The sequence below is a fragment of the Luteococcus sp. H91 genome (assembly GCF_038433135.1).
Classification (GTDB): domain Bacteria; phylum Actinomycetota; class Actinomycetes; order Propionibacteriales; family Propionibacteriaceae; genus Luteococcus.
Genome location: NZ_JBCDMV010000021.1, coordinates 1 through 18,480, shown reverse-complemented (window position 1 = coordinate 18,480; position 18,480 = coordinate 1). Strand labels below are relative to the sequence as shown.

General features: G+C 67.6%; 19 protein-coding genes. 11 read left to right on the top strand and 8 right to left on the bottom strand.

The features are described from left to right. The first annotated feature begins 102 nt into the window (after positions 1-102). Together AAEX57_RS11410 and AAEX57_RS11405 are read left to right on the top strand one after the other, a co-directional pair. Positions 103-1,482 (top strand): hemolysin family protein, encoded by a 1,380-nt coding sequence (locus tag AAEX57_RS11410; protein WP_342092255.1) that lies wholly within the window; start codon positions 103-105, stop codon positions 1,480-1,482. Then, complete coding sequence (locus AAEX57_RS11405; RefSeq protein ID WP_342092254.1) at positions 1,479-2,510, top strand: CNNM domain-containing protein; 1,032 nt, start codon at positions 1,479-1,481, stop codon at positions 2,508-2,510. The genes AAEX57_RS11410 and AAEX57_RS11405 overlap by 4 nt, the downstream gene beginning before the upstream one ends. A gap of 9 nt (positions 2,511-2,519) precedes the next feature. Here the strand turns inward: AAEX57_RS11405 and AAEX57_RS11400 are convergent, their stop codons facing one another. From AAEX57_RS11400 to AAEX57_RS11385, 4 genes are all read right to left on the bottom strand, one after another. Further along, positions 2,520-4,109 (bottom strand): ABC transporter permease, encoded by a 1,590-nt coding sequence (locus AAEX57_RS11400; RefSeq protein ID WP_342092253.1) that lies wholly within the window; start codon positions 4,107-4,109, stop codon positions 2,520-2,522. Then, positions 4,109-5,062 (bottom strand): ABC transporter ATP-binding protein, encoded by a 954-nt coding sequence (locus tag AAEX57_RS11395; RefSeq protein WP_342092252.1) that lies wholly within the window; start codon positions 5,060-5,062, stop codon positions 4,109-4,111. The genes AAEX57_RS11400 and AAEX57_RS11395 overlap by 1 nt, the downstream gene beginning before the upstream one ends. Then, positions 5,059-5,679 (bottom strand): TetR/AcrR family transcriptional regulator, encoded by a 621-nt coding sequence (locus tag AAEX57_RS11390; protein WP_342092251.1) that lies wholly within the window; start codon positions 5,677-5,679, stop codon positions 5,059-5,061. Before AAEX57_RS11390 ends, AAEX57_RS11395 begins: the two co-directional genes overlap by 4 nt. Positions 5,680-5,926: 247 nt before the next feature. Next, complete coding sequence (locus AAEX57_RS11385; protein WP_342092250.1) at positions 5,927-7,846, bottom strand: BCCT family transporter; 1,920 nt, start codon at positions 7,844-7,846, stop codon at positions 5,927-5,929. 141 nt (positions 7,847-7,987) lie between these two features. Here AAEX57_RS11385 and AAEX57_RS11380 point away from each other — a divergent pair, with 141 nt between their 5' ends. Beyond that, a complete protein-coding gene (locus tag AAEX57_RS11380; RefSeq protein WP_342092249.1) occupies positions 7,988-8,446 on the top strand; it encodes a hypothetical protein in 459 nt (152 codons plus the stop codon). A 343-nt stretch (positions 8,447-8,789) separates the two neighbouring features. After that, positions 8,790-9,416 carry an HAD-IA family hydrolase gene (locus AAEX57_RS11375; RefSeq protein WP_342092248.1) on the top strand — a complete coding sequence of 209 codons (627 nt, stop codon included), beginning with the start codon at positions 8,790-8,792 and terminating at the stop codon, positions 9,414-9,416. Between the two features lie 18 nt (positions 9,417-9,434). On the opposite strand, the gene AAEX57_RS11370 is transcribed toward AAEX57_RS11375, so the two are convergent. Then, positions 9,435-10,313: an aldo/keto reductase gene (locus tag AAEX57_RS11370; RefSeq protein WP_342092247.1), complete on the bottom strand. Its 879-nt coding sequence runs from the start codon at positions 10,311-10,313 to the stop codon at positions 9,435-9,437. Between the two features lie 230 nt (positions 10,314-10,543). Between AAEX57_RS11370 and AAEX57_RS11365 the strand changes: the two genes are divergently transcribed. Then, on the top strand, positions 10,544-11,197 hold the full coding sequence (locus AAEX57_RS11365; RefSeq protein WP_342092246.1) for a hypothetical protein: 654 nt from the start codon (positions 10,544-10,546) through the stop codon (positions 11,195-11,197). A gap of 599 nt (positions 11,198-11,796) precedes the next feature. Further along, complete coding sequence (locus tag AAEX57_RS11360; RefSeq protein ID WP_342092245.1) at positions 11,797-12,222, top strand: hypothetical protein; 426 nt, start codon at positions 11,797-11,799, stop codon at positions 12,220-12,222. Positions 12,223-12,348: 126 nt separating this feature from the next. On the opposite strand, the gene AAEX57_RS11355 is transcribed toward AAEX57_RS11360, so the two are convergent. Beyond that, positions 12,349-12,789, bottom strand: a complete 441-nt coding sequence (locus AAEX57_RS11355) for an aromatic ring-opening dioxygenase LigA (protein ID WP_342092244.1) — start codon at positions 12,787-12,789, stop codon at positions 12,349-12,351. 354 nt (positions 12,790-13,143) lie between these two features. Here AAEX57_RS11355 and AAEX57_RS11350 point away from each other — a divergent pair, with 354 nt between their 5' ends. The 4 genes from AAEX57_RS11350 (at position 13,144) to AAEX57_RS11335 (ending at position 16,290) form a co-directional block, all read left to right on the top strand. Beyond that, positions 13,144-14,175: an ERCC4 domain-containing protein gene (locus AAEX57_RS11350; protein ID WP_342092243.1), complete on the top strand. Its 1,032-nt coding sequence runs from the start codon at positions 13,144-13,146 to the stop codon at positions 14,173-14,175. A 60-nt stretch (positions 14,176-14,235) separates the two neighbouring features. Further along, positions 14,236-14,967: a carboxymuconolactone decarboxylase family protein gene (locus AAEX57_RS11345; protein WP_342092242.1), complete on the top strand. Its 732-nt coding sequence runs from the start codon at positions 14,236-14,238 to the stop codon at positions 14,965-14,967. Between the two features lie 268 nt (positions 14,968-15,235). Further along, positions 15,236-15,748 (top strand): hypothetical protein, encoded by a 513-nt coding sequence (locus AAEX57_RS11340; RefSeq protein WP_342092241.1) that lies wholly within the window; start codon positions 15,236-15,238, stop codon positions 15,746-15,748. A gap of 35 nt (positions 15,749-15,783) precedes the next feature. Beyond that, positions 15,784-16,290: a GNAT family N-acetyltransferase gene (locus tag AAEX57_RS11335; RefSeq protein ID WP_342092240.1), complete on the top strand. Its 507-nt coding sequence runs from the start codon at positions 15,784-15,786 to the stop codon at positions 16,288-16,290. Between the two features lie 63 nt (positions 16,291-16,353). Here AAEX57_RS11335 and AAEX57_RS11330 read toward each other — a convergent pair whose 3' ends face one another. Next, positions 16,354-17,199: a phosphatidylinositol-specific phospholipase C/glycerophosphodiester phosphodiesterase family protein gene (locus AAEX57_RS11330; RefSeq protein WP_342092239.1), complete on the bottom strand. Its 846-nt coding sequence runs from the start codon at positions 17,197-17,199 to the stop codon at positions 16,354-16,356. Positions 17,200-17,428: 229 nt separating this feature from the next. Then, complete coding sequence (locus tag AAEX57_RS11325; RefSeq protein WP_342092238.1) at positions 17,429-17,737, bottom strand: hypothetical protein; 309 nt, start codon at positions 17,735-17,737, stop codon at positions 17,429-17,431. Positions 17,738-18,121: 384 nt separating this feature from the next. Between AAEX57_RS11325 and AAEX57_RS16250 the strand changes: the two genes are divergently transcribed. Then, positions 18,122-18,442: an HTH domain-containing protein gene (locus AAEX57_RS16250; protein WP_446721140.1), complete on the top strand. Its 321-nt coding sequence runs from the start codon at positions 18,122-18,124 to the stop codon at positions 18,440-18,442. Positions 18,443-18,480: the final 38 nt, after the last annotated feature.

Here is an 18,480-nt window from a genome sequence, read left to right as displayed (position 1 = left end):
CGTCGATGCCCGGGACCATTTGGCACACATTGCTAGCGTCGTCGACATGCCGCTTCCTCCGGATGACTGCTTCTGTCCTGTGCCCATCCAGATGACCCGGCCATGAGTGGGACCCTGCTGTTGCTCGTGGGCGGGCTGCTGGCGATCCTGTTGATCATCGCCGCCAATGGGTACTTCGTCGCCCAGGAGTTCGCCTACATGTCGGTGGACCGCAACCGGCTGACGGCCCAGGCCAATGCCGGTGACAAGGCTGCGGGCCGCGCACTGGAGGTGACCCGACGCACCTCCTTCATGCTGTCCGGTGCGCAGTTGGGGATCACCGTGACCGGCCTGTTGATCGGCTACGTCGCCGAACCCATGGTGGGTCGGGCGCTGGGGGAGCTGCTGGGCGGGGCCGGTGTCTCGACGGCCGTCAGCGTGTCGGTGGGCACCGTCGGCGCCCTCGCGCTGGCCACCCTGGTCCAGATGCTGCTCGGGGAGCTCTACCCGAAGAATCTGGCCATCGCCAATCCCGATCCGCTGGCCCGCGGACTGGCCCGCTCCACCTTGGTCTACCTCAAACTCTTCGGCTGGCTGGTCTCCCTCTTCGACAAGGCGGCCAATCGGCTGCTGCGGCTGGTGGGCATCGAACCCCTGGAAGACCTGGACAGCACCGCGAATGCCGAGGACCTGGAACGGATCGTCAGCGATTCCCGCAACAGTGGCGACCTCACCCCGGAGCTGTCCACCCTGCTTGGCCGGATCCTGGACTTTCCGGACCGTGACGTCGATCATGCGATGATCCCGCTCAGCCGGGTCTCCACCCTGCGTCCGACGATGACGGCCGCCGAGGCCCTGGAGCAGATGGCCACCGGCCACACCCGCTACCCCGTGATCGGTGACGAGCAGGAGCCCCTGGGCGTGCTGCAGCTGAATGACGCCCTCCGGGTGCCGGCTGCCGAGCGGGAGCAGCGGCAGGTGGCGGAGTTGATGCGGGCCCCGGTGGTGGTCCCCACCCTGATGCCACTGCCCAATGCCGTCCAGGAGCTGGACAGGGCCGGGCAACAGATGGCCCTGGTGGTGGACGAGTACGGCGGCTTCACCGGCATCGTCACATTGGAGGACCTCGCCGAGGAGCTGATCGGTGAGATCACCGACGAACACGACGACGAGCCCTCCGAGCAGATCACCAGCCTGGCCGACGACGGGTGGCAGCTGGACGGCGATGTGCACCTGGACGAGGTGGAAAGGTTGATCGACCGACCCCTCCCGTCGGGTGACTACGAGACGGTGGCGGGTCTCCTGATTGCGCACCGGAGAGAGCTGCTGCAGGTAGGTGACGTGGTCATGATCGAGCTCCCACCGGATCCGGAGAGTCTGCTGGATGAGAACCCGACGAGCGAAGCCGCCCGCTTCGAGGTGCTGGGGATTGGCCGCCACGTGCCCGACCAGGTCACCCTGCGCCTCGTCGAGGTCGAGGACCGGAAGGAGGACCAGCCGTGAGTGGGCTCGTCGTGATCCTGGCCACCATTGCCCTGATCGTGGCCAGCGCCTTCTTCGTCGTCGTCGAATTCGCCCTGCTCGGAGCCCGACGGCATCGGCTGGAGGCCGAGGCATCCGAGTCGCGCTCCGCGCGGGCGGCCCTGTTGGGGATGAACGAGTTGACGATGATGCTGGCCGGTGCCCAGCTGGGCATCACCGCCTGCACCTTCGCCCTGGGCGCCGTGACCAAGCCCGCCCTGGATGCTGCCCTCGGGCCAGCCCTGGTGATGCTGGGGGCACCCCGATGGGTCTCGGGCACCGTCTCCTTCGTGCTCTCGATGCTGATCGTCACCTTCCTGCACCTGGTGGTTGGGGAGATGGCGCCCAAGTCCTGGGCCATCGCCAATCCCGAGCGGGCGGCCAAGCTGGTGGCACCCGCCGCCAGGGCCTTCGTCTGGCCGCTGCGCCCGCTGCTGTCCGGGATCAACCACCTGGCCAATCGGCTGGTCTTGGCCAGCGGTGTCACGCCGGTGGATCGCTCCGCCGTCGGCGGTCAGGATGCCGAGACCATCCGGCAGTTGGTGGAGCAGTCCGCCGCCCGCGGTTCGCTGGATCGTCAGGTCACCGACCAGATCAGCGAGGTGCTGGACCTGCAGGAGCTGACCGTCGCCGACCTGCACCCCCGGCCGATCGGGGACTTGACGCTGCCGGCCGAGGCCACCATGGAGCAGGTGCAGCAGCTGGCCAGCAAGGCCGGTGCGGTGCGGGTCTTCCTGGCCGGCCGGGGTACGCCGCGGGTGGTCCATGTGCGGGACACCCTGGGGCGACCCGCACAGGAGGCCGCCGCAGCCGTTGCCAGGACCGCCCTGGTCCTGCAGGCCGGGCTGCCGGTCAACCAGGCCCTGCAGCAGATGCGATCCAGCTCGGAACAGCTCGCGGTGGTACCGGCCACCGCCGAGGAGGGGGACGGCGATCCGGGGCGGATCGGTCTGAGTGACATCCTGCAGCGGCTGATGCCGCATGCGCCGGAGCCTGCCGCGGAGAGTTGAGCCGGCCCCTCAGACCACGTCGCGACGACCGAAGCCCAGGAAGCCCACCAAGAGGAAGCCGCAGGCCACCAGCGCCAGCCAGGCCAGGTTGCCCCAGTCCGGATCGGCGGCGATCACCAGCGGCACGTGGTGCAGCGGGCTGATCGAGAGCATCCACTCGGGCAGCTTGAAGGACGGCCCCAGCAGGGTGATGCCGAAGGTGGCGACGATCACCAGCCAACCCACCAGCCGCTTGCTCGGCTTCGCACCCACCGCGGCGGTGCCGATGCAGGTCAGCACCCAGACGGCGGGGATGGTGCACAGCGCCTGACGCAGCACGTCGCCGAAGCTGAAACCGGCGTCGCTGCGGGAGACCACCCAGCCCATCACGGTGCCCTCCAGCGCCAGGCAGCAGGCGACGGCACCCAGCGCCAGCAGCACATTGGTCGCGAAGTAGCGCGGCCGACGAACGGCCCCGGCCAGCAGCGGCTCGATCCGGTAGGCGGTCTGCTCGGCGTGCATCCGCATCACCACCTGCGCTCCGACGATCGCGGCGATGATCCCGCCGATCTGCAGGATGGTGGCGACGAAGGCGAAGCTCAGCTCCTGCGGGCTGGTGGCCCCGGAGGCCAGGATCTGTTGCGCGGCGGGATTGTCGGCCAGCAGGTCACCGGCGGAGGAGGCCAGGTTGCCGAAGACCAGCCCCAGGAAGGCGAAGGCACACAGCCAGGTGACCAGCGCCGCGCGGTGCAGCCGCCAGGTCAGGGCCGTGAGGCCGAAGCGTGGGGCGGAGGCGGGCCCGGGGCGGGGCACGATCATCCCCAGCCCGAAGTCGCGCCGGTTCTGCAGCACCAGCGCCGACCCCACCAGCACCACGGCGAGCGCGACGACGGGCAGCAGCGGCCACCAGCGGTTCTCCACGGCGGGCAGGGTCTTCTCCAGCCAGCCGAGCGGGGTCAGCCAGAGCGTCCAGTCGGCGGCATCGGAGGAATCCAGGTAGCCACGCAGCACGAAGAAGAAGCCCAGCGCGCCGATCGACAGGGTGCTGGCGGTGCGGGCATCGGATCCGAGCTGGGCCGCGACGGCCGTCACCGCGGCGAAGAGCAGCGCGGAGCAGGCAAAGCTGGCGCTGATCACCGCCGTCGGCGCCACCTCCCCACCGGAGACCCAGGTCAACAGGAAGCAGAAGACCCCAAGCGCGACGGCGGCGATCACACCCATCAGCACTGCCACCAGCAACCGGGCCTGCCGGGTGACCACACCGGAGGCGATCAGTTCGGCCTGGCCGGAGTCCTCGTCGGCTCGGGAATTGCGCACCACGATCAGGATGCCCATCAGGCCGGCGAAGAAGGCGCCCAGCGAGCCGGCCCGCCAGGCGTTGAAGCCGTCATTGGTGAGCAGGTTGCGGGCGGGGCCGAAGATCAGTTCCATCGCCGGGTTGGCGCCCACCGCGACGGCGAAGGCCCGCCGGTCGGGCAATTCAGGAAAGATCCAGCGCCAGGCCCAGATGGAGCTGGCCGACAGGACGGAGATCAGCACCACCCAGGGCGCGATGTTCTTCCGGTCCTGCTTGAGGGTGGCCTTCAGCAAGGGCTTGAGGCCGGTGAGTGCGGCGGTCATCAGACGGCCTGTTCGTCGTAGTGGCTGAGGAAGAGGTCTTCCAGCGACGCCGGGCTGACGTCCAGGCTGGTCAGCTGGCAGGGCACCAGCGCGGCCATCGCCTCGTTGACCCGCTCCGGCGCGACGGTGGCGTGCAGCCGTCCGCGGGCATCCAGCGTGATGTCGGTCAGCGGCGCCAGCGCCGCGTGGTCGGCCGGCGGCCTGGCCAGACCGGCGGTAATGGTGAGGTGGGTCTGGCCGCGCAACTCGTCGAGAGTGCCGGTCTGCACGATCCTGCCGGCGCGGATGATGCTCACCCGATCGGCCAGCGCCTCCACCTCGGTCAGGATGTGCGAGCTGAGCAGCACGGTGCGGCCCTTGGCCTTCTCCTTCGCGATCTCGTCCTGGAAGACGGCCTCCATCAGCGGATCCAGGCCGCTGGTGGGCTCGTCCAGGATCAGCAGCTCCACATTGGAGGACAGGGCCGCGACGATCGCCACCTTCTGCCGGTTGCCCTTGGAATAGGCGCGGCCGCGCTTGGTGGGATCCAGCTCGAAGCGTTCCACCAGCTCATCTCGTCGGGTGCGATCCAACCCGCCGCGCAGGTTGCCCAGCAGGTCGATCGCCTCGCCGCCGGTCAGGCCGGGCCAGAGGGAGACGTCGCCGGGCACATAGGCCAGGCGCCGGTGCAGCTCGATCACGTCGCGCCATGGATCGCCACCCAGCAACCGGACGGTGCCGGCATTGGCGCGCAACAGGCCGAGCAGCACCCGGATGGTGGTGGACTTGCCGGCGCCATTGGGGCCCAGGAAGCCGTGCACCTCCCCCGTCTCCACCTGCAGGTTGATCCCGTCCAGGGCGGTGAAGGAGCCGAAGCGCTTCACCAGATCCTCGATCTGGATGGCGGGCGGCTGCTCGGGGCGGGCGTGCCGCGGGATCACGACGTCGGACGCGGCGTCGGGAATGGTGCTCATGGGTGTTGCCCTTCTGCGGTGGGGAGGTCGTCGAAGAGGTAGTGCCGCACGACGGGGGTGTAGGTGGCGACGAGTTGTTCCCGGTCGAAGCCGGTCAGGGGTTCCAACTCCAGGAATCTGCGCACCACCAGGGCGCCCAGCAGTTGGCTGGCGACCAAGCTGAAGCGATGTTCGGCCTCGTCCTGGGCAATCCCGAGCCGTGCGGTGACCGGCGTGATGATCGACCTGACCACGAAGCTCTTGAGCGCATCCAGCGGCATCTGACCGGACATCGCGCGGCGCAGCATGGCCTGCATGGCGGGGCCGGTGACCGGCCCCTCCCAGACGGTGAGGAAGGTGTTGACCAGCCGCTCGGGCAGCAGGTCGTCGTCACCCTCGGCCAGCAGCTCGGCAATCCGGGCGGGCACATCTGCCGGAATCTCCAGCGCCTCCCGGAAGAGCCCCTCCTTGCCGCCGAACCAGTGATTGATCATCGAGGGGTCAACCCCAGCCCGGGCGGCAATGGCACGCACCGAGACCTGGTTGAAGTCGCGTTGGGCAAACATTTCCCGGGCGGCCGCGACGATCGCCTCGCGGGTGTCCCCCTGACCCGGCCGACGGCCGATCCTCGGAGTCATGCAAGCACCTTCCACCAGAACTCAACTGTTGTTGAGTTCAAGTGAACTCCCCAGCTTCGACAAAGTCAACATCCGTTGAGTATTCGGCAGGCCCCACCGCTTCGACCGGCTGATGGACCTGGTCAGGCACTGGGCCGATGTGCCCCCTGGCGGCCGTGGGCCACCGGCATCATGGCAGGAATTGTGGACGTTCCAGCCAGCCGGGACGCCGGGCTCAACAGCTACCCCTCAGCCCTTCGGCACCCTGCTAGTCGCCCCGACTGCGGGTGTCGGGCTCCACGTACTCACCCTTGGCGTAGTCGTATTCCACCGGATTGCCGTCCTCGTCGGTGCGGGTGTACCACTCGGTGACTTCCGGCGCCGTGGAATCGAAGTCGCCACCCGTGGCCCGCTCGTCGGACTCGTCGATGGGCTCAACCACCAGGGCGAAGTTGTCGCCGTACTCGGTGACACCGTGCTTGACCGCCTTCTGGATGGCCTGCTCCTGGTAGTGCTCGCGGATGGCCTGCGGGTCATTTCGGAGCATCTTGACCAGGGCGACGGCCATCAACACCAGCACCACCGCAAAGGGCAGGGCCGTGACCACCACCAGGTTCTGCAGGCCCTGCAACGCGTTCTGGCCGCCGAAGAGCAGGATGACCACGGCGATGCCCGCCATGCAGAGTGCGAAGAAGGCGGTGATGAGCTTGTTCGGTTCCGGATTGCCCTTCTGTGCCAGCTGGGAGTTCACCAGTGACGCCGAATCCGACGTCGTGACGAAGAAGATGCCCAGCATGACGATCACCAGCGCGGACACGATCCCGCCGCCAGGCAGTTTCTCCACCACCTGGTAGAAGATCTCGGCCGGCAGCGGCAGGGAGGCAGCTGTGCCGTCCGGTGCGATCGCCTGGGACATGTCGCCGGCGGCAGCTGCTCGTCGCTGCAACCAGATGGCCGTGCCGCCCAGAATGGCGAAGGCCAGCACGATGATCGACGACGGGATCAGCAGCACCCCGAGGACGAACTGGCGAATGGTGCGTCCGCGGGAGATCTTGGCCGTGAAGACACCGACGAAGGGTGCCCAGCTCACCCACCACGCCCAGTAGAAGGTGGTCCAGGAGGACAGGAAGGTCTGCATCTCGGGGCCCTCCGCCATGTTGGCGCTGAGCATGTCCGGCATGTGGCCGAAGTACTCGACGATGGCGGCGGGCACCATGTTCATCAGGAAGGCCGTCGGGCCGACCACGAAGAAGAACAGGGCCAGGCCCAGCGCCATCACCATGTTGATGTTGCTCAGCCAGCGGATGCCCTTGGCGACGCCGGAGACCGCCGAGATGATGGTGGCGATGGTCAGCACCCCGATGATCACCAGGGCAAGGCGGTTGCCCGTCGGGCCCCAGCCGGCGACGATCTCCACCCCGCGGGCGATCTGCAGGGCGCCGATGCCCAGGGTGGCGGCGGTGCCGAAGAGGGTGGCGATGATGGCCAGCGCGTCGATGATCCGCGCGCCGGGGGTGTCGGTGCGGCCACTCCACAGGGAGGTGACCACGGCACTCATCAACGGCACCTTGCCGCGACGGTAGGAGGCGTAGGCGACGGACAACCCGACGATCGCGTAGATCGCCCAGGCATTCAGCCCCCAGTGCAGCGCGGCCTGCGCCATCGCACCCTTGACCGCATTGGCCGTGTTGGCGTCGTAGTGCGCGCCGGGGCGCGGGCTGAGGTAGTAGGTCAGCGGCTCGTAGGGCCCGAAGAAGATGATGCCGATACCGATGCCGGCGCCAAAGAGCATCGCGGCCCACGAGCCTGTTGAATATTCCGGCTGCTCACCGTCCAGGCCCAGGGTGATCTTGCCGAACCGGGAGAAGGCGATCACCAGCAGGAAGAGCACCATGGCGATCGCCAGGATGTTGAACATCCAGCCCAGATTGCGCATCACCCAGTTCAGTGCGGCCGTGGAAACCCCGAAGACCTGCTCCGGCGCGGCCAGGCCCCAGGCCACGAAGCCCACGATCAAGGCACCAACGGCGAAGAGGATCACCTTGTCAACGCCGTAGCGGATCTTCTGGTCCTCGACGGAGACGCCCGGGACGAGGGCCGGATGGATCTTGTGCGGGTAGTTCACCTCCCGCAGGAATTTGCGCGTGGCACGGGCTTTCGGGGCGCGTCGCGGTTCTGGATGGCTCACGAATTCTCCTGATGTCGGACAGCCCCGAGGGGCTCGGCACCCGTTCACGGTAACCGCATCGGTGATGAATTTCTGCAAGACCGCCCCGAAAGATGCCCACCTCAGACAAGCTTCCGGCGCGGGGCCGCCTACGCTGGAGCCATGAACAAGGGGTGGCTCGCCGCGGTCGGCGCGATGCTGACGCTCTGGGTGATCGTGCTGGGCGCACCGTGGTTCGGCTCCCGGATCGCGGCGTCGCGAATCCCCGACCCGGACTCCGCGGAGATGCGGGCCGAGGTTGCCCGGGTGGCGGGGCTGGCCGCCCGGGAGGACTTCCCCAAGGGTGCCAACTGCGCGGTGAAGGTGCTGCGGGTGGAGGCCGCCACCACCTGGGCCTGGGCCCATTGCGTCGGCTGGCAGTCATCCAACGACGGATACTTGGAGGCCGGGTGGTCGTCGCCGATCCGGGTGGACGGACAGGTGGTCGTGCGACCCGAGGATGGTGCAAACAACGGCAGCAGCGTCAAGGAGATGATGCCGTGGGATCTGCGCCATCTGGTCTTGCGCAACCCGGGGAAGGCCCAGCCTGCCGAGCCCCAGCTCCCCGCCAAACCGGGCTGATCACATCCATCGGGTGATGTGATCGATGTAACCCGTCATTTGTCCCCCGTTCACGGGACATTTCACCCCCGCTTTCTGTCGTCGGCCTGAAATGCGCCGCCCCCTGAACAATTTTCCTTGCCGACGACCCCGCCAGGGTGAATCCTGAGGTCATCGCACGGCGGCCTTATGGGAGTGGGGACGCCGACGCGGCCCCTCGCGAGAGGGGCTTGGAGGACTGTTCCGGACAACGATGTTCGGGACGATGGTTGTTGGCGGCGTTCGGGGGATCGCTGCCAGCAGATGCTTGGGCCCGTCGGCGGAACCGCTGACGGGCCCGAGCGCTCTTCCCTACAGTTGCACCATGTACCGACATCTCTTCTGGGACCTCGGCGGCACCCTGGTGGACACCTATCCCGCGCTTGATGCTGCCTTCGCGGACGTGGTGCTCCGCCGGGGGCAGATGATCGACGTGCGGGAGGTGGCGCGACTGACCCGCCGTTCCACCGGCGCGGCTGTCGCGGAGCTGTCCGGGAGTTTCGGGATTGACCCGGGCGAATTCGAGGCGGCCAATGCCCAGCTCAAGGAGTTGTGGAAGACCCAGCCGCCGCCCGCGATGGCCGGGGCCGCGGCCCTGCTGGATGAGGTCAGTGCAACCGGCGGGCTGAACCTGGTGGTCACCCACCGCGATCGGGCCAGCGCGCTCTCCCTGCTGGAGGGCCTGGGCCTGCGCGTGGATGATCTGATCTCGACCGCGGACGGCTACCCGCGCAAGCCGGATCCCGCCATGTACGCCGCACTGCTGGAGCGGCACGGACTGGCCGCCGACGACTGCCTGGCCGTCGGCGACCGGCCGATTGATGCGACCGCCGCCCATCACGCCGGGATGCGGGCCGCCATGCTGGAATCCCCCGAGGCACCCGTCGACGACGACGCGGAGTACTCGGTGGCGACGCTGGACGAACTGCGCCCGCTGCTCGGGCTGGACTGACCTGGCCTGCGGGCCGGGTCAGACCTGACCGTCGAAGCCCTGCCCCGCCTGGCTCCAGCGCCGCTCGATGGCCTCCAGTTGATCTTGGTCCAGCGGACCCTTCTCGATGCTGGCGACAGCCTTTGCCAGATTGTTGATCTTGGAGGTGCCCATGATCGCAGCACAGACGCCCGGGGCGTAGGCGCTGAACCGCAGGGCGAGGTCCAGCGGATCGTCGCCCAGGTCATAGGCCAGAGTCTGCAGCCGATCCCAGTAGACCTCGCCGTAGACGCCGTCGGGACGAGCGTCGTACTGCCACACAGCGTTGGCAATCGGACGCTTGGCGATCACCCCCAGGCCGCGCTCGGTGGCCAGCGGCAGGGCGTGGTGCAGGCTCCACTGGTCGGCCAGGTTGACGCTGGTCTCCACCGACGCGAACCGGCCCGACTCGATGGCCGCGACCAGTGAGTCGTTCTCGCCGGAGTAGGCGGCAAAACGCACCTTGCCCGCGGCGACCAGCTCATCCATGGTGTCCGCCAGGGTGCCGTCAGCAAGGTAGGACTTGTCGCAGGAATGCAGGTGCAGGACGTCGATCCGGTCGGTCTGCAGCCGCTGCAGGGAACGCTCGACGCTGGCCCGGACATTCGCCGGGGTCCAGTCCTCGGTGCCCTCGACGTTGTGCCCGCACTTGCTGCTGAGCACATACTCGTCGCGACGGTGGCGCAAGTGGCGTCCGATTCGCTCCTCCGAGAGGCCATAGCAATCGGCGGTGTCGATCAGCGTGATGCCGAGGTCCAGCACCGCATTGAGGACCCGCCCGGCGTCGGCATCGTCCAGATCGTGCGCGCCCACCTGCCCGGCGCCCAGACCAAGCACGGTGACATCAAGTCCAGTGTTGCCAAAGGGATTTCGCTGCATGCCGCGACTCTACGGGCCCGGCACCGGTGGGCCAAGCGTCCAGTTCCGAGAAGTGACCGCCAGATTCGGACCGAGGGGTGGGACGCCCGCTCGGCCCGGGTCCGGGTGGTGCTTTCCGGAGGTCGCTTTTCGGAACCGGCCGGGATTCATCGACCAGCAAAGAAACCCCGGATTCGCGGGGGGTCAGGGCGAGTTGTCCACAGTGCTCGAAGTTGTCCACAGGCATGACTATGAGGGTTGGCACAATGCGGGCCGAGTGGCAGATTGACCGTGTCGCCGACGACCCGGGAAGTGAACTCATGCGCAAAGCCGTCAACCTGTTGCTGGTGGTGCCGTTGCTGATCGGGTGCTCGCCCGAGGCGCCCTCGGGGGACGGCTCCCCGACGCCGAGCAGCCCCTCCCTGACGTCAACCAGCCCCACGCCGAGCGCCAGCCCGTCGATGGACCCCAGCCAGGACCCGCTCTACCTGGAGGCAGTGGAGGTATACAAGGCCTACTTCGCGGAACTCACCAAGGCAGAGATGAGTGGGTTCAAACCAAAGTCACTATCACCCATGATTGATCCATACGTGACTGGGACGATGAAGACCGCGGTCGAAGCCGGTTACACCACAGACCGATCCTCGGGACTTGTCTTCCGCGGCACGAGCCCTGCACGCATCTCTCAGATCGGGGCGAATCCTAGGGCATCGCGCAACGCTTCAGTGGTGAGCATCCGCGTTTGTGTTGATGCTCGACATCTGGAGATCATCAGGCGCGACGATTCAACTCGTGTGGGACAGGGTGTTCTGGCCTATAAGGAGGTCTACTTCATCCGCGAGTCGGGCAGGCTGATGGCCGCTGTGCAAGACAGCAAGGAAGTCGAGTCGTGTCCGATCAACTAGTCATGTGGGCCGCGGTGGGAGCCCTGGCGCTCGCCCCAGTGCTACCCCAGGAGCAGGGAGCCCCCGGTTCAACTGAGAACACGAGCATGGGCACTCGCGTCACAGCCCAGCCCCACGGGGCGTCGGTCAGCGCGCGTAGAGAGGGCACGCAAAGAACCCTTAGGGTGAACGGCTCCCCGCGCTCGACATCTGGCTCTTCCAGCGTCGGGTCCACCGCGGGGATGAGTATCGGCAGCCCCGCGCGCAGCAATAGGGGTGGCTACGTCAACCCTACTGTCGCCCGGGCCTACGCCGCCGCCCGTCGGGGCCCTGTGAGCGCACCATGGATCGGCAACGCTGCATACCTCGATCGCAGCGGCGGGTGGGATCAGTACTTCAGGTACCGGTTCGTCTTTCCGACCAACGCCCTGAGGGCTGCGGTGGCCCCAGCTGGGGGCGCGGCCGATCCACTCGCGACATGGAGTAATACGCGCATCGGACTTGGTGCCCCGGCTGGGCCAAGGCCTCAAGGCCAGGCCATCACCCCAACCAACGGCGGTGCTCCGGCCGCTGCTCCGGTGATTGACGTCGTCACGATCGTCAATCAGGCGGTCGCGTCCGTGAAACTCCCGGAACCCAGCATCAAGATCGGTCCGGAGCCGGAGGTGAACGAGTGGAAGATGATCGCTGTGGGTCAGCCGGTGTGGCTGTGGACCGCCGACGCCAAGGACATCGACGCGTCGAAGACCGAGCAGGGGATCGCCGTGAAACTCGTTGCGACGCCGGCCAGCACCACCATTGACCTGGGCGATGGCAAGACCATCACCTGCAAGACGAGCACCCCGCGCCCGGCGGACGCCAAGCCGATGGACAAGTCGCCCGACTGCGGCCACACCTGGCTCAAGGCCGGGAATCACACCGTCACGGCCAGCACCAACTGGGAGATCCAGTGGAGCGCCCTCGGCCAGTCGGGAACGCTACCGATGGAGCGCAGCGCCAGCCGCACCGTCGAGGTGGGCGAGCTGGCCTCCGTCGTCGTGCGCTGAACCACTCCCCCGCCCGTCGACTGTGCACCCCGGCACTGCTCTGCGCAGCGGTTGCAGCGCGTGCACAGTGCAATGCCGGGGTGCGCAGTGCCGGGCCCGCTTCACGGGCGGGACGTGCGGGAATGGTCAGTCGTCGCCGAGGGTCAGGGCGACGGCGCCGGTCAGGGCGCCCATGCCCACCACCAGGGCGGAGACGCCATAGGCGAGCACCGAGGTGAACAGCGAGGCGCGGACGAAGTTGGCCTGCATCACCATCTCCCGCGGGCCAGCCAGGGCCTCGGCCTTCTCGGTGTCACCGGCCGCATTGGCCGCCATGTACTCGTCGCTCAGCTCGGCGAAGGTCTTGCCGCCGCCGATGTGCTCGGCGTGCGAGCCCACCACATTGGCCTGTTCGAAGGCGGTGACGGGGCCGGCCACGGTCTTGCCACCCAGCTTGGCGCTGTCCGGGTGGACAGTGATCCGCTGGTCCTTGAGCTGCTTGGTGATGGTGGCCCAGGCCGCGGCGCCACTGCCGATCAGGGCGGGGCTGGCGACGGCAAGAAGGGTGCGGGCTGCGGTGTTGCTCATGGTGAAGACTCCTGTTTGGGTTGAGATACACCGGCATAACGTTGAACCTTCAACTTCTATTCCCGTGCCGTGCCTGCCCCTCCGAAACCGGTCCCACTCGGGCCGGGGTGACCGGATTGGTCCGAGCCCTCACCGCGTGAGGCGGCGCTGAAGGCCTACCAAGAACCCGCCCGCCCCGCCGAGATTCGGCCCCCTCCGAGCGACATTTCCGAGAATTGACCTCCAGATTCAGGCAGCTGCGCGCCTGACGCGGGTTCCCCCGCGGGCGACCCGGGGAGTGCCGAAATTCTGGAGGTCAATTCTCGGACAGCTTCCCCGAACCACGTCTCCCCACAACGTCCGTAGGCTGGGCCCATGGCGCTGGAGATGCTGATCGCCCGCAACCCGGAGGAGGACACCTCGCTGCCCTACCTGGTGTGGCTGCCGCTGGGCGACGGGTTGGTACTCAAGACCAAACAGACCTGGCCGCGCACCGGCAAGCTGTACTGCCATCCTGCGTCGTGGCCGGACAACGCGGAGATCCTGGAGCGGCTGCCGGTGACCTCCTGCACCCGTCGGGGTGCGGCGATCGATCTGGTGCTGGCGCGCGGACGGGAGAGCCGGTCACAATTCGTGATGACCAGGGTGCGGGGTGGCCGGGAGGCGATCTTCTGGCAGACCGCCCGCACCGCCAAGCAGGCCCGTCCGATGGCCACCGTGCCGAAGGCCCGGGCGTCGGGGCAGGCCGAGATGGAGATCATCGTCGACTCGCACGAGCGCTATGCGTGGAGATTCGACGAGCTACAGGTGACCACCCGAAAGGCACCGCTCAAGGCCGGTGACTACGCCGTTCAGGTCGACGATCAGGTGGTGGCCGCGGTCGAGCGCAAGAGTCTGGAGGATCTGTCCACCTCCCTGCTGACCGGCAAACTCACCTACCAGCTGGCCGAATTGGCGTCGTTGCCGCGGGCCGCGCTGGTGGTGGAGGAGCGGTACTCGTCGGTCTTCAAGCTCACCCACGCCCGGCCGGCGCAGGTGGCCGACCAGCTGGGCGAATGCCAGGTGCGCTTCCCGCACGTGCCGATCATCTTTGCCGAGAACCGGAAGCTGGCGCAGCAGTGGACCTACCGCTTCTTCGGGGCGGCACTGGCCGAGCACGAGCAGGAGGGCCCGGCGCTGGCGAGGCTCTCGGCGATGCCACCCGTTCCCAGCGCTGATTCCCTTGCTGGCAAGGAGTCGACGGAGAAGACGCTCAGCCCGCAGCAGGCCGCCCACGTGCTGGGCATCAGCCGGCCGACCCTGCTGAAGATCCTGGACCGCGGGGAGATCGCCTGGGAGCGAGTGGGCCGCAACCGCGTCATCCGGTTGGCGGATCTGGTGGCATACCAGCGCGAACACCCGAAGTAAGCGGGTGAGGGGTGCTGGCAGGCCCTCCCTCCCGCGGCGCCACGGGTGTTCCATGGAGTCATGACCGACAGCAGCTTCCAGCGTCGCCACGACGCGCTCCGCCAGACCGACCCCGAGTTCGTGGAGTGGTTCACCCGCTTTGCCCGCGACGAGGTCACCGCCCACGGGCAGGTAGACGTGCACACCCGCCAGTTGGTGCGGCTGGCGGCCCTGTTGGCTTGTCAGGCTCGGGTCGAGTTCCGGGAAACGGCCGAGGTGGCGCTGGACGACGGCCTGACCCCCGTCGAGCTGAAGGAGCTGGTCTACCAGGCGACGCCGTACCTGGGCGTCGGCAAGGTGCGCGACTTCCTGGAGATCAGCAACGAGGTGCTGGCCGCGCGCGGGGTGGCCCTGCCGCTGGAGCCGCGGGGCACCGTCACCCCGGATACCCGTCGTGACCAGGGGTGGAAGGCGCAGACGACGATCTTTGGCGAGACTCCCATCCGCGCCATGCACGACGCCGCCACGGAGGAGACCCGCTGGGTGCAGGAATGGCTCACCGCCAACTGCTTCGGCGACCACTACACCCGCGACGGGATCGACCTGCGGACCCGTGAGCTGCTCACCCTGGTGCTGCTGATCTCGCACGGCGGCTGCGACGCGCAGGTGCGCGGGCACGTCGCCGGGAATGTGAATGTGGGCAATGATCGCGGGGTGCTGCTGGCGGTGCTGAGCCAGCTGGTGCCCTACATCGGCTACCCGCGGACGCTGAATGGGCTGGCCGCGATCAACGAAGTGGCGCCCGCACAGTAGCCGGAGGAGCTCGACCTTGGAGGGGCAGCCGGGCGCACGTCGGCCGGCTGAGAGGACATGTCTCCCAAGGTTCCGAAAACCGACCTCCAGATGTGCGCCCGCCGAGGTCCCCCCGCAGGACTCAACCCTCCAAGGGTGAATTTGGTGGTCAACTCTCGGAAATGGATGCCTGAGCCACGCATGGCCGGCGGACGCGCCAGCCTCGCGGGAGCGCTTCACGGCCCGTGACATAGTGGAGCCTGACCGCACGCCCAGGAGGAAGCACCCCGTGGTAGCCAAGAAGCCCCCGCTCAAGATCCCCAAGACCGCCGGCGAGGCCGCCACCCTCCTGCTGCAGCAGGCATTGCACGCCGCGAAGGACCCCAAGGCCGTCGCCGCATTTGCGGCTGCTGCCGCCACCAATCCCACGGTTGCTGCGGCGGTGAAGGCGATCCGGGGCAAGGCCCACGGCCAAGTGACCGGGCCAGTGAGTGACCAGGTGGAGAAGCAGATCCTGCTGGTGCAGGAGGCGATGCGCAGCTACGCCACCATGCCCGACGTCGATGCCCCGGTTCAGGAGTGGAACCGGCGGATCTCCCTGCTGCGGCACAAGGCGCCGCTGGTCGACGGCCTGGTCGGCAAGGACCACCAGAGGGCGGCCAAGGAACTGCTGAAGGAGAGCAACTCGCTCATCCTGGACGTCGCCAATTTCGGGCTGGACGGCGAATCCGCGGCTGCGGCACAGCCCAAGAAGAAGCTCCCCGGCCTCACTCTGAAGAAGAAGACGACCAGCGCCAGCTGACAACGCAGGGCTCGGGCGACACCTACTCTGGCCGCATGGCGTTGATTCTGGTGACCCACGTGCAGCTCCGGCCGGCGACGCTGGATGACGCCCAGCTGATCAGCCGCTGGGTGGCCAGCCCCGACGAACTACTGGTCTTTGCCGGACCAAAGCTGGCCTTCCCGCTGGATCCGCAGGCGCTGCTGGACACCAGCCGCGATGGCTGGACCGTGTGTGCCCTCCGTGTGGACGGGGAGCTGGTGGGCACCGGCTCCTTCATCCTCCGCGACGGCGGGGTGCATCTGGGGCGGCTGCTCGTCGACCCGCAGCACCGGGGCCAGGGGCATGGCCGCACCTTGGTGAAGCAGGTACTGGAGCATGCCCGGCTGCACAGCCCCGAGCTGGCCCGGGCAACCCGCGCCACGCTGAACGTCTTCACCGACAACCTCGCTGCGCGGAGCCTGTACGATTCGCTGGGCTTCCAGACCACTGGCGAGGGCGAGCTGCACGATGGGCGCGAATCGGTGCGAATGGCCAAGGCGCTCGGGTCGGACATCAAGTAGTGCCGGACACAGCAGACGCGGCCTGCCCACAGGAGCAGACCGCGCCCAGCCAGTGACAATTGCTCAGGCCGTCAGGAAGGCCTCCAGACCAGCCAGGTCATCGGTGTTGATGTAGTCGACGCCAGCCGCGGCCAGCTCCTTCCACAGCGCTTCGCGAGCGGGGCCGGCAATGTCATTCGTCGCCCAGAAGCGGACGGTGTAGCCAGCCTCGTGCGCGGTGGTGACGTAGTCAATGAGCTTGGCGCGCTCGGCGGTCGGCATCTCACCGACGCCATGCCAGGTGAACAGCTTGGTCCAGTTCTCGCTGACCAGCGGCATCAGGGCCGGGCTCTTCCCCGACCGCAGGTCCGTGGAACGGCCGTCGTAGAAGCCGCGACGCACCGAGGCATCGGTCATGGTCTGCAGCGGACGGTTGCCGGAGATCACGGCGGTGACGGGGCCTTGCTTGACCTTGCCGTGGCTGTAGCGGGTGAAGACCTGCGGGTACTGGGCCAGCGCCTGCTCGATGGCGGCGTAGGTGGACTCACCCTCGGTCTTGATGTCGATCAGCAGTTGCAGCGAGCCGTCCCAGCCGGGGTACACGCTGCGACCCTTGCCCTTGGCGATCTCGCGCAGCGGCTCCAGGTAGAGGCCCTTGAGGGTGCGGGTGGGGTCGAGGTCTTCCTTGTCGTGGGCGATCAGCAGTTCGCCGTCGACCAGCCAGACGTCAGCCTCAAGGGAGACGAAGCCGTGGGACAGGGCGTCGTAGAGCGGCCGGGTGTGCTCGTAGTCGTTGTGGGCATGGGTTTGGGCAACCGGGGTGCCGAGCTCGACGGGCTGGGCGCGCTTGGCGTGTGCCGGGGTGAGGCCGGTGAACACCAGCAGCGCGGCGAGCACCGTGGTGACGAGGGCCAGAATCTTGCGGGACATGGACATGCCTTCCTTGGGGGGGGTGTTGAACCCTGCAAGGAAAGCGTGACGGGATGACCGGTTGAGGAATGATCGGTGGACAACACGTGAGCAACAGTCAAGGGGTATCCGGACATCAGACCGAGACCAGCCGGTGACCGGCCTCACACTGGTCGCCTACTCCGCTGAGGCGAGCTTCTGCAGGGTGCTCCACAGGGCCTCCCCCAACACGGTGACCTCCCCGTTGACCTCACGCGGTGGCTTGATCGGCGGCCGCTCGCCAAGCCTGATCCGGCGTACGACCGCGTTGTTCGGCAGGTCGGGATGCGGCACGGATCCCCTCCCACGCGGCAAGGATCCGGGAGCATTCCAGCACGTCATCCGACGAGTACCAGCCCCGGATCAGGTGGATGACGATGGCCACCAGCGGGCTGGTCTCAGCGACGGGCAGCTGCGCCGGGACGTCCCGTTCGGAACCCCCAATGACGTAGTCGCGGACCAGACGCTGATGGGCGACGGCATCCTCGTACAGGGATACCGGGTGGGGCGAGTTTGCCACCGAAACGGCCCTGGCCGATCCGGGCTCCACGATGGCCCTGGTTCGCCAGGCAGTGGCGCTGCGGCGTGAGCTCAGGCCACAGGAGACGATGCGATGGCCTGGGAGCGGACACCTGCCGGAGGTGTGATCGCTCACTGCGGCGGCATGGTTCAGATCGTGCTGGCCATGGGTACGGCCGAGCAACTGACAGAAGGCACAGTGCTGATCGCGTCGACGCCGGTCGACGGAGGACGATTGCCGGCCGGCAGGTGTGCCTGGGTACAGGGCCAGGGATAACTGCCCCCACTGCGGATTCTCACAGTCGTTTCCGCATCCGTTCCGGAAGATTGCGCGCTGGAGGTGTAGTCACGCCGCCCCTAGCCTCGAAGGCGAAGGGAGGTCCTCATGGATGAGCGACTCAGCACTGTGCTGGACATGTTGGAGCAGAGCGACTCCCGCACGTCCGAACAGCTCGCCTCCGAGCTGGGGGTCACCTCCAGAACCGTACGCACGCTCATCTCGCAGTCACAACGCCAGTTGCGTGCCATCGGAGCGGAAATCGAGTCCAAGCCCGGTGTGGGATACCGGCTCGTGGTCAGCAACCGCTGTCGACGACGGTCGAAAAGGGAGCCAGTAGCGACGGTCGAAAAGGGGGCCACGCGATCACGATGGAGGGATGATCAGCGTGGATGTGTGGGCCGAGATTCGGTATCTGCATGCCAGTGAGGGCCTGTCGGGCAGGGCGATCGCGAAGCGGTTGGGGG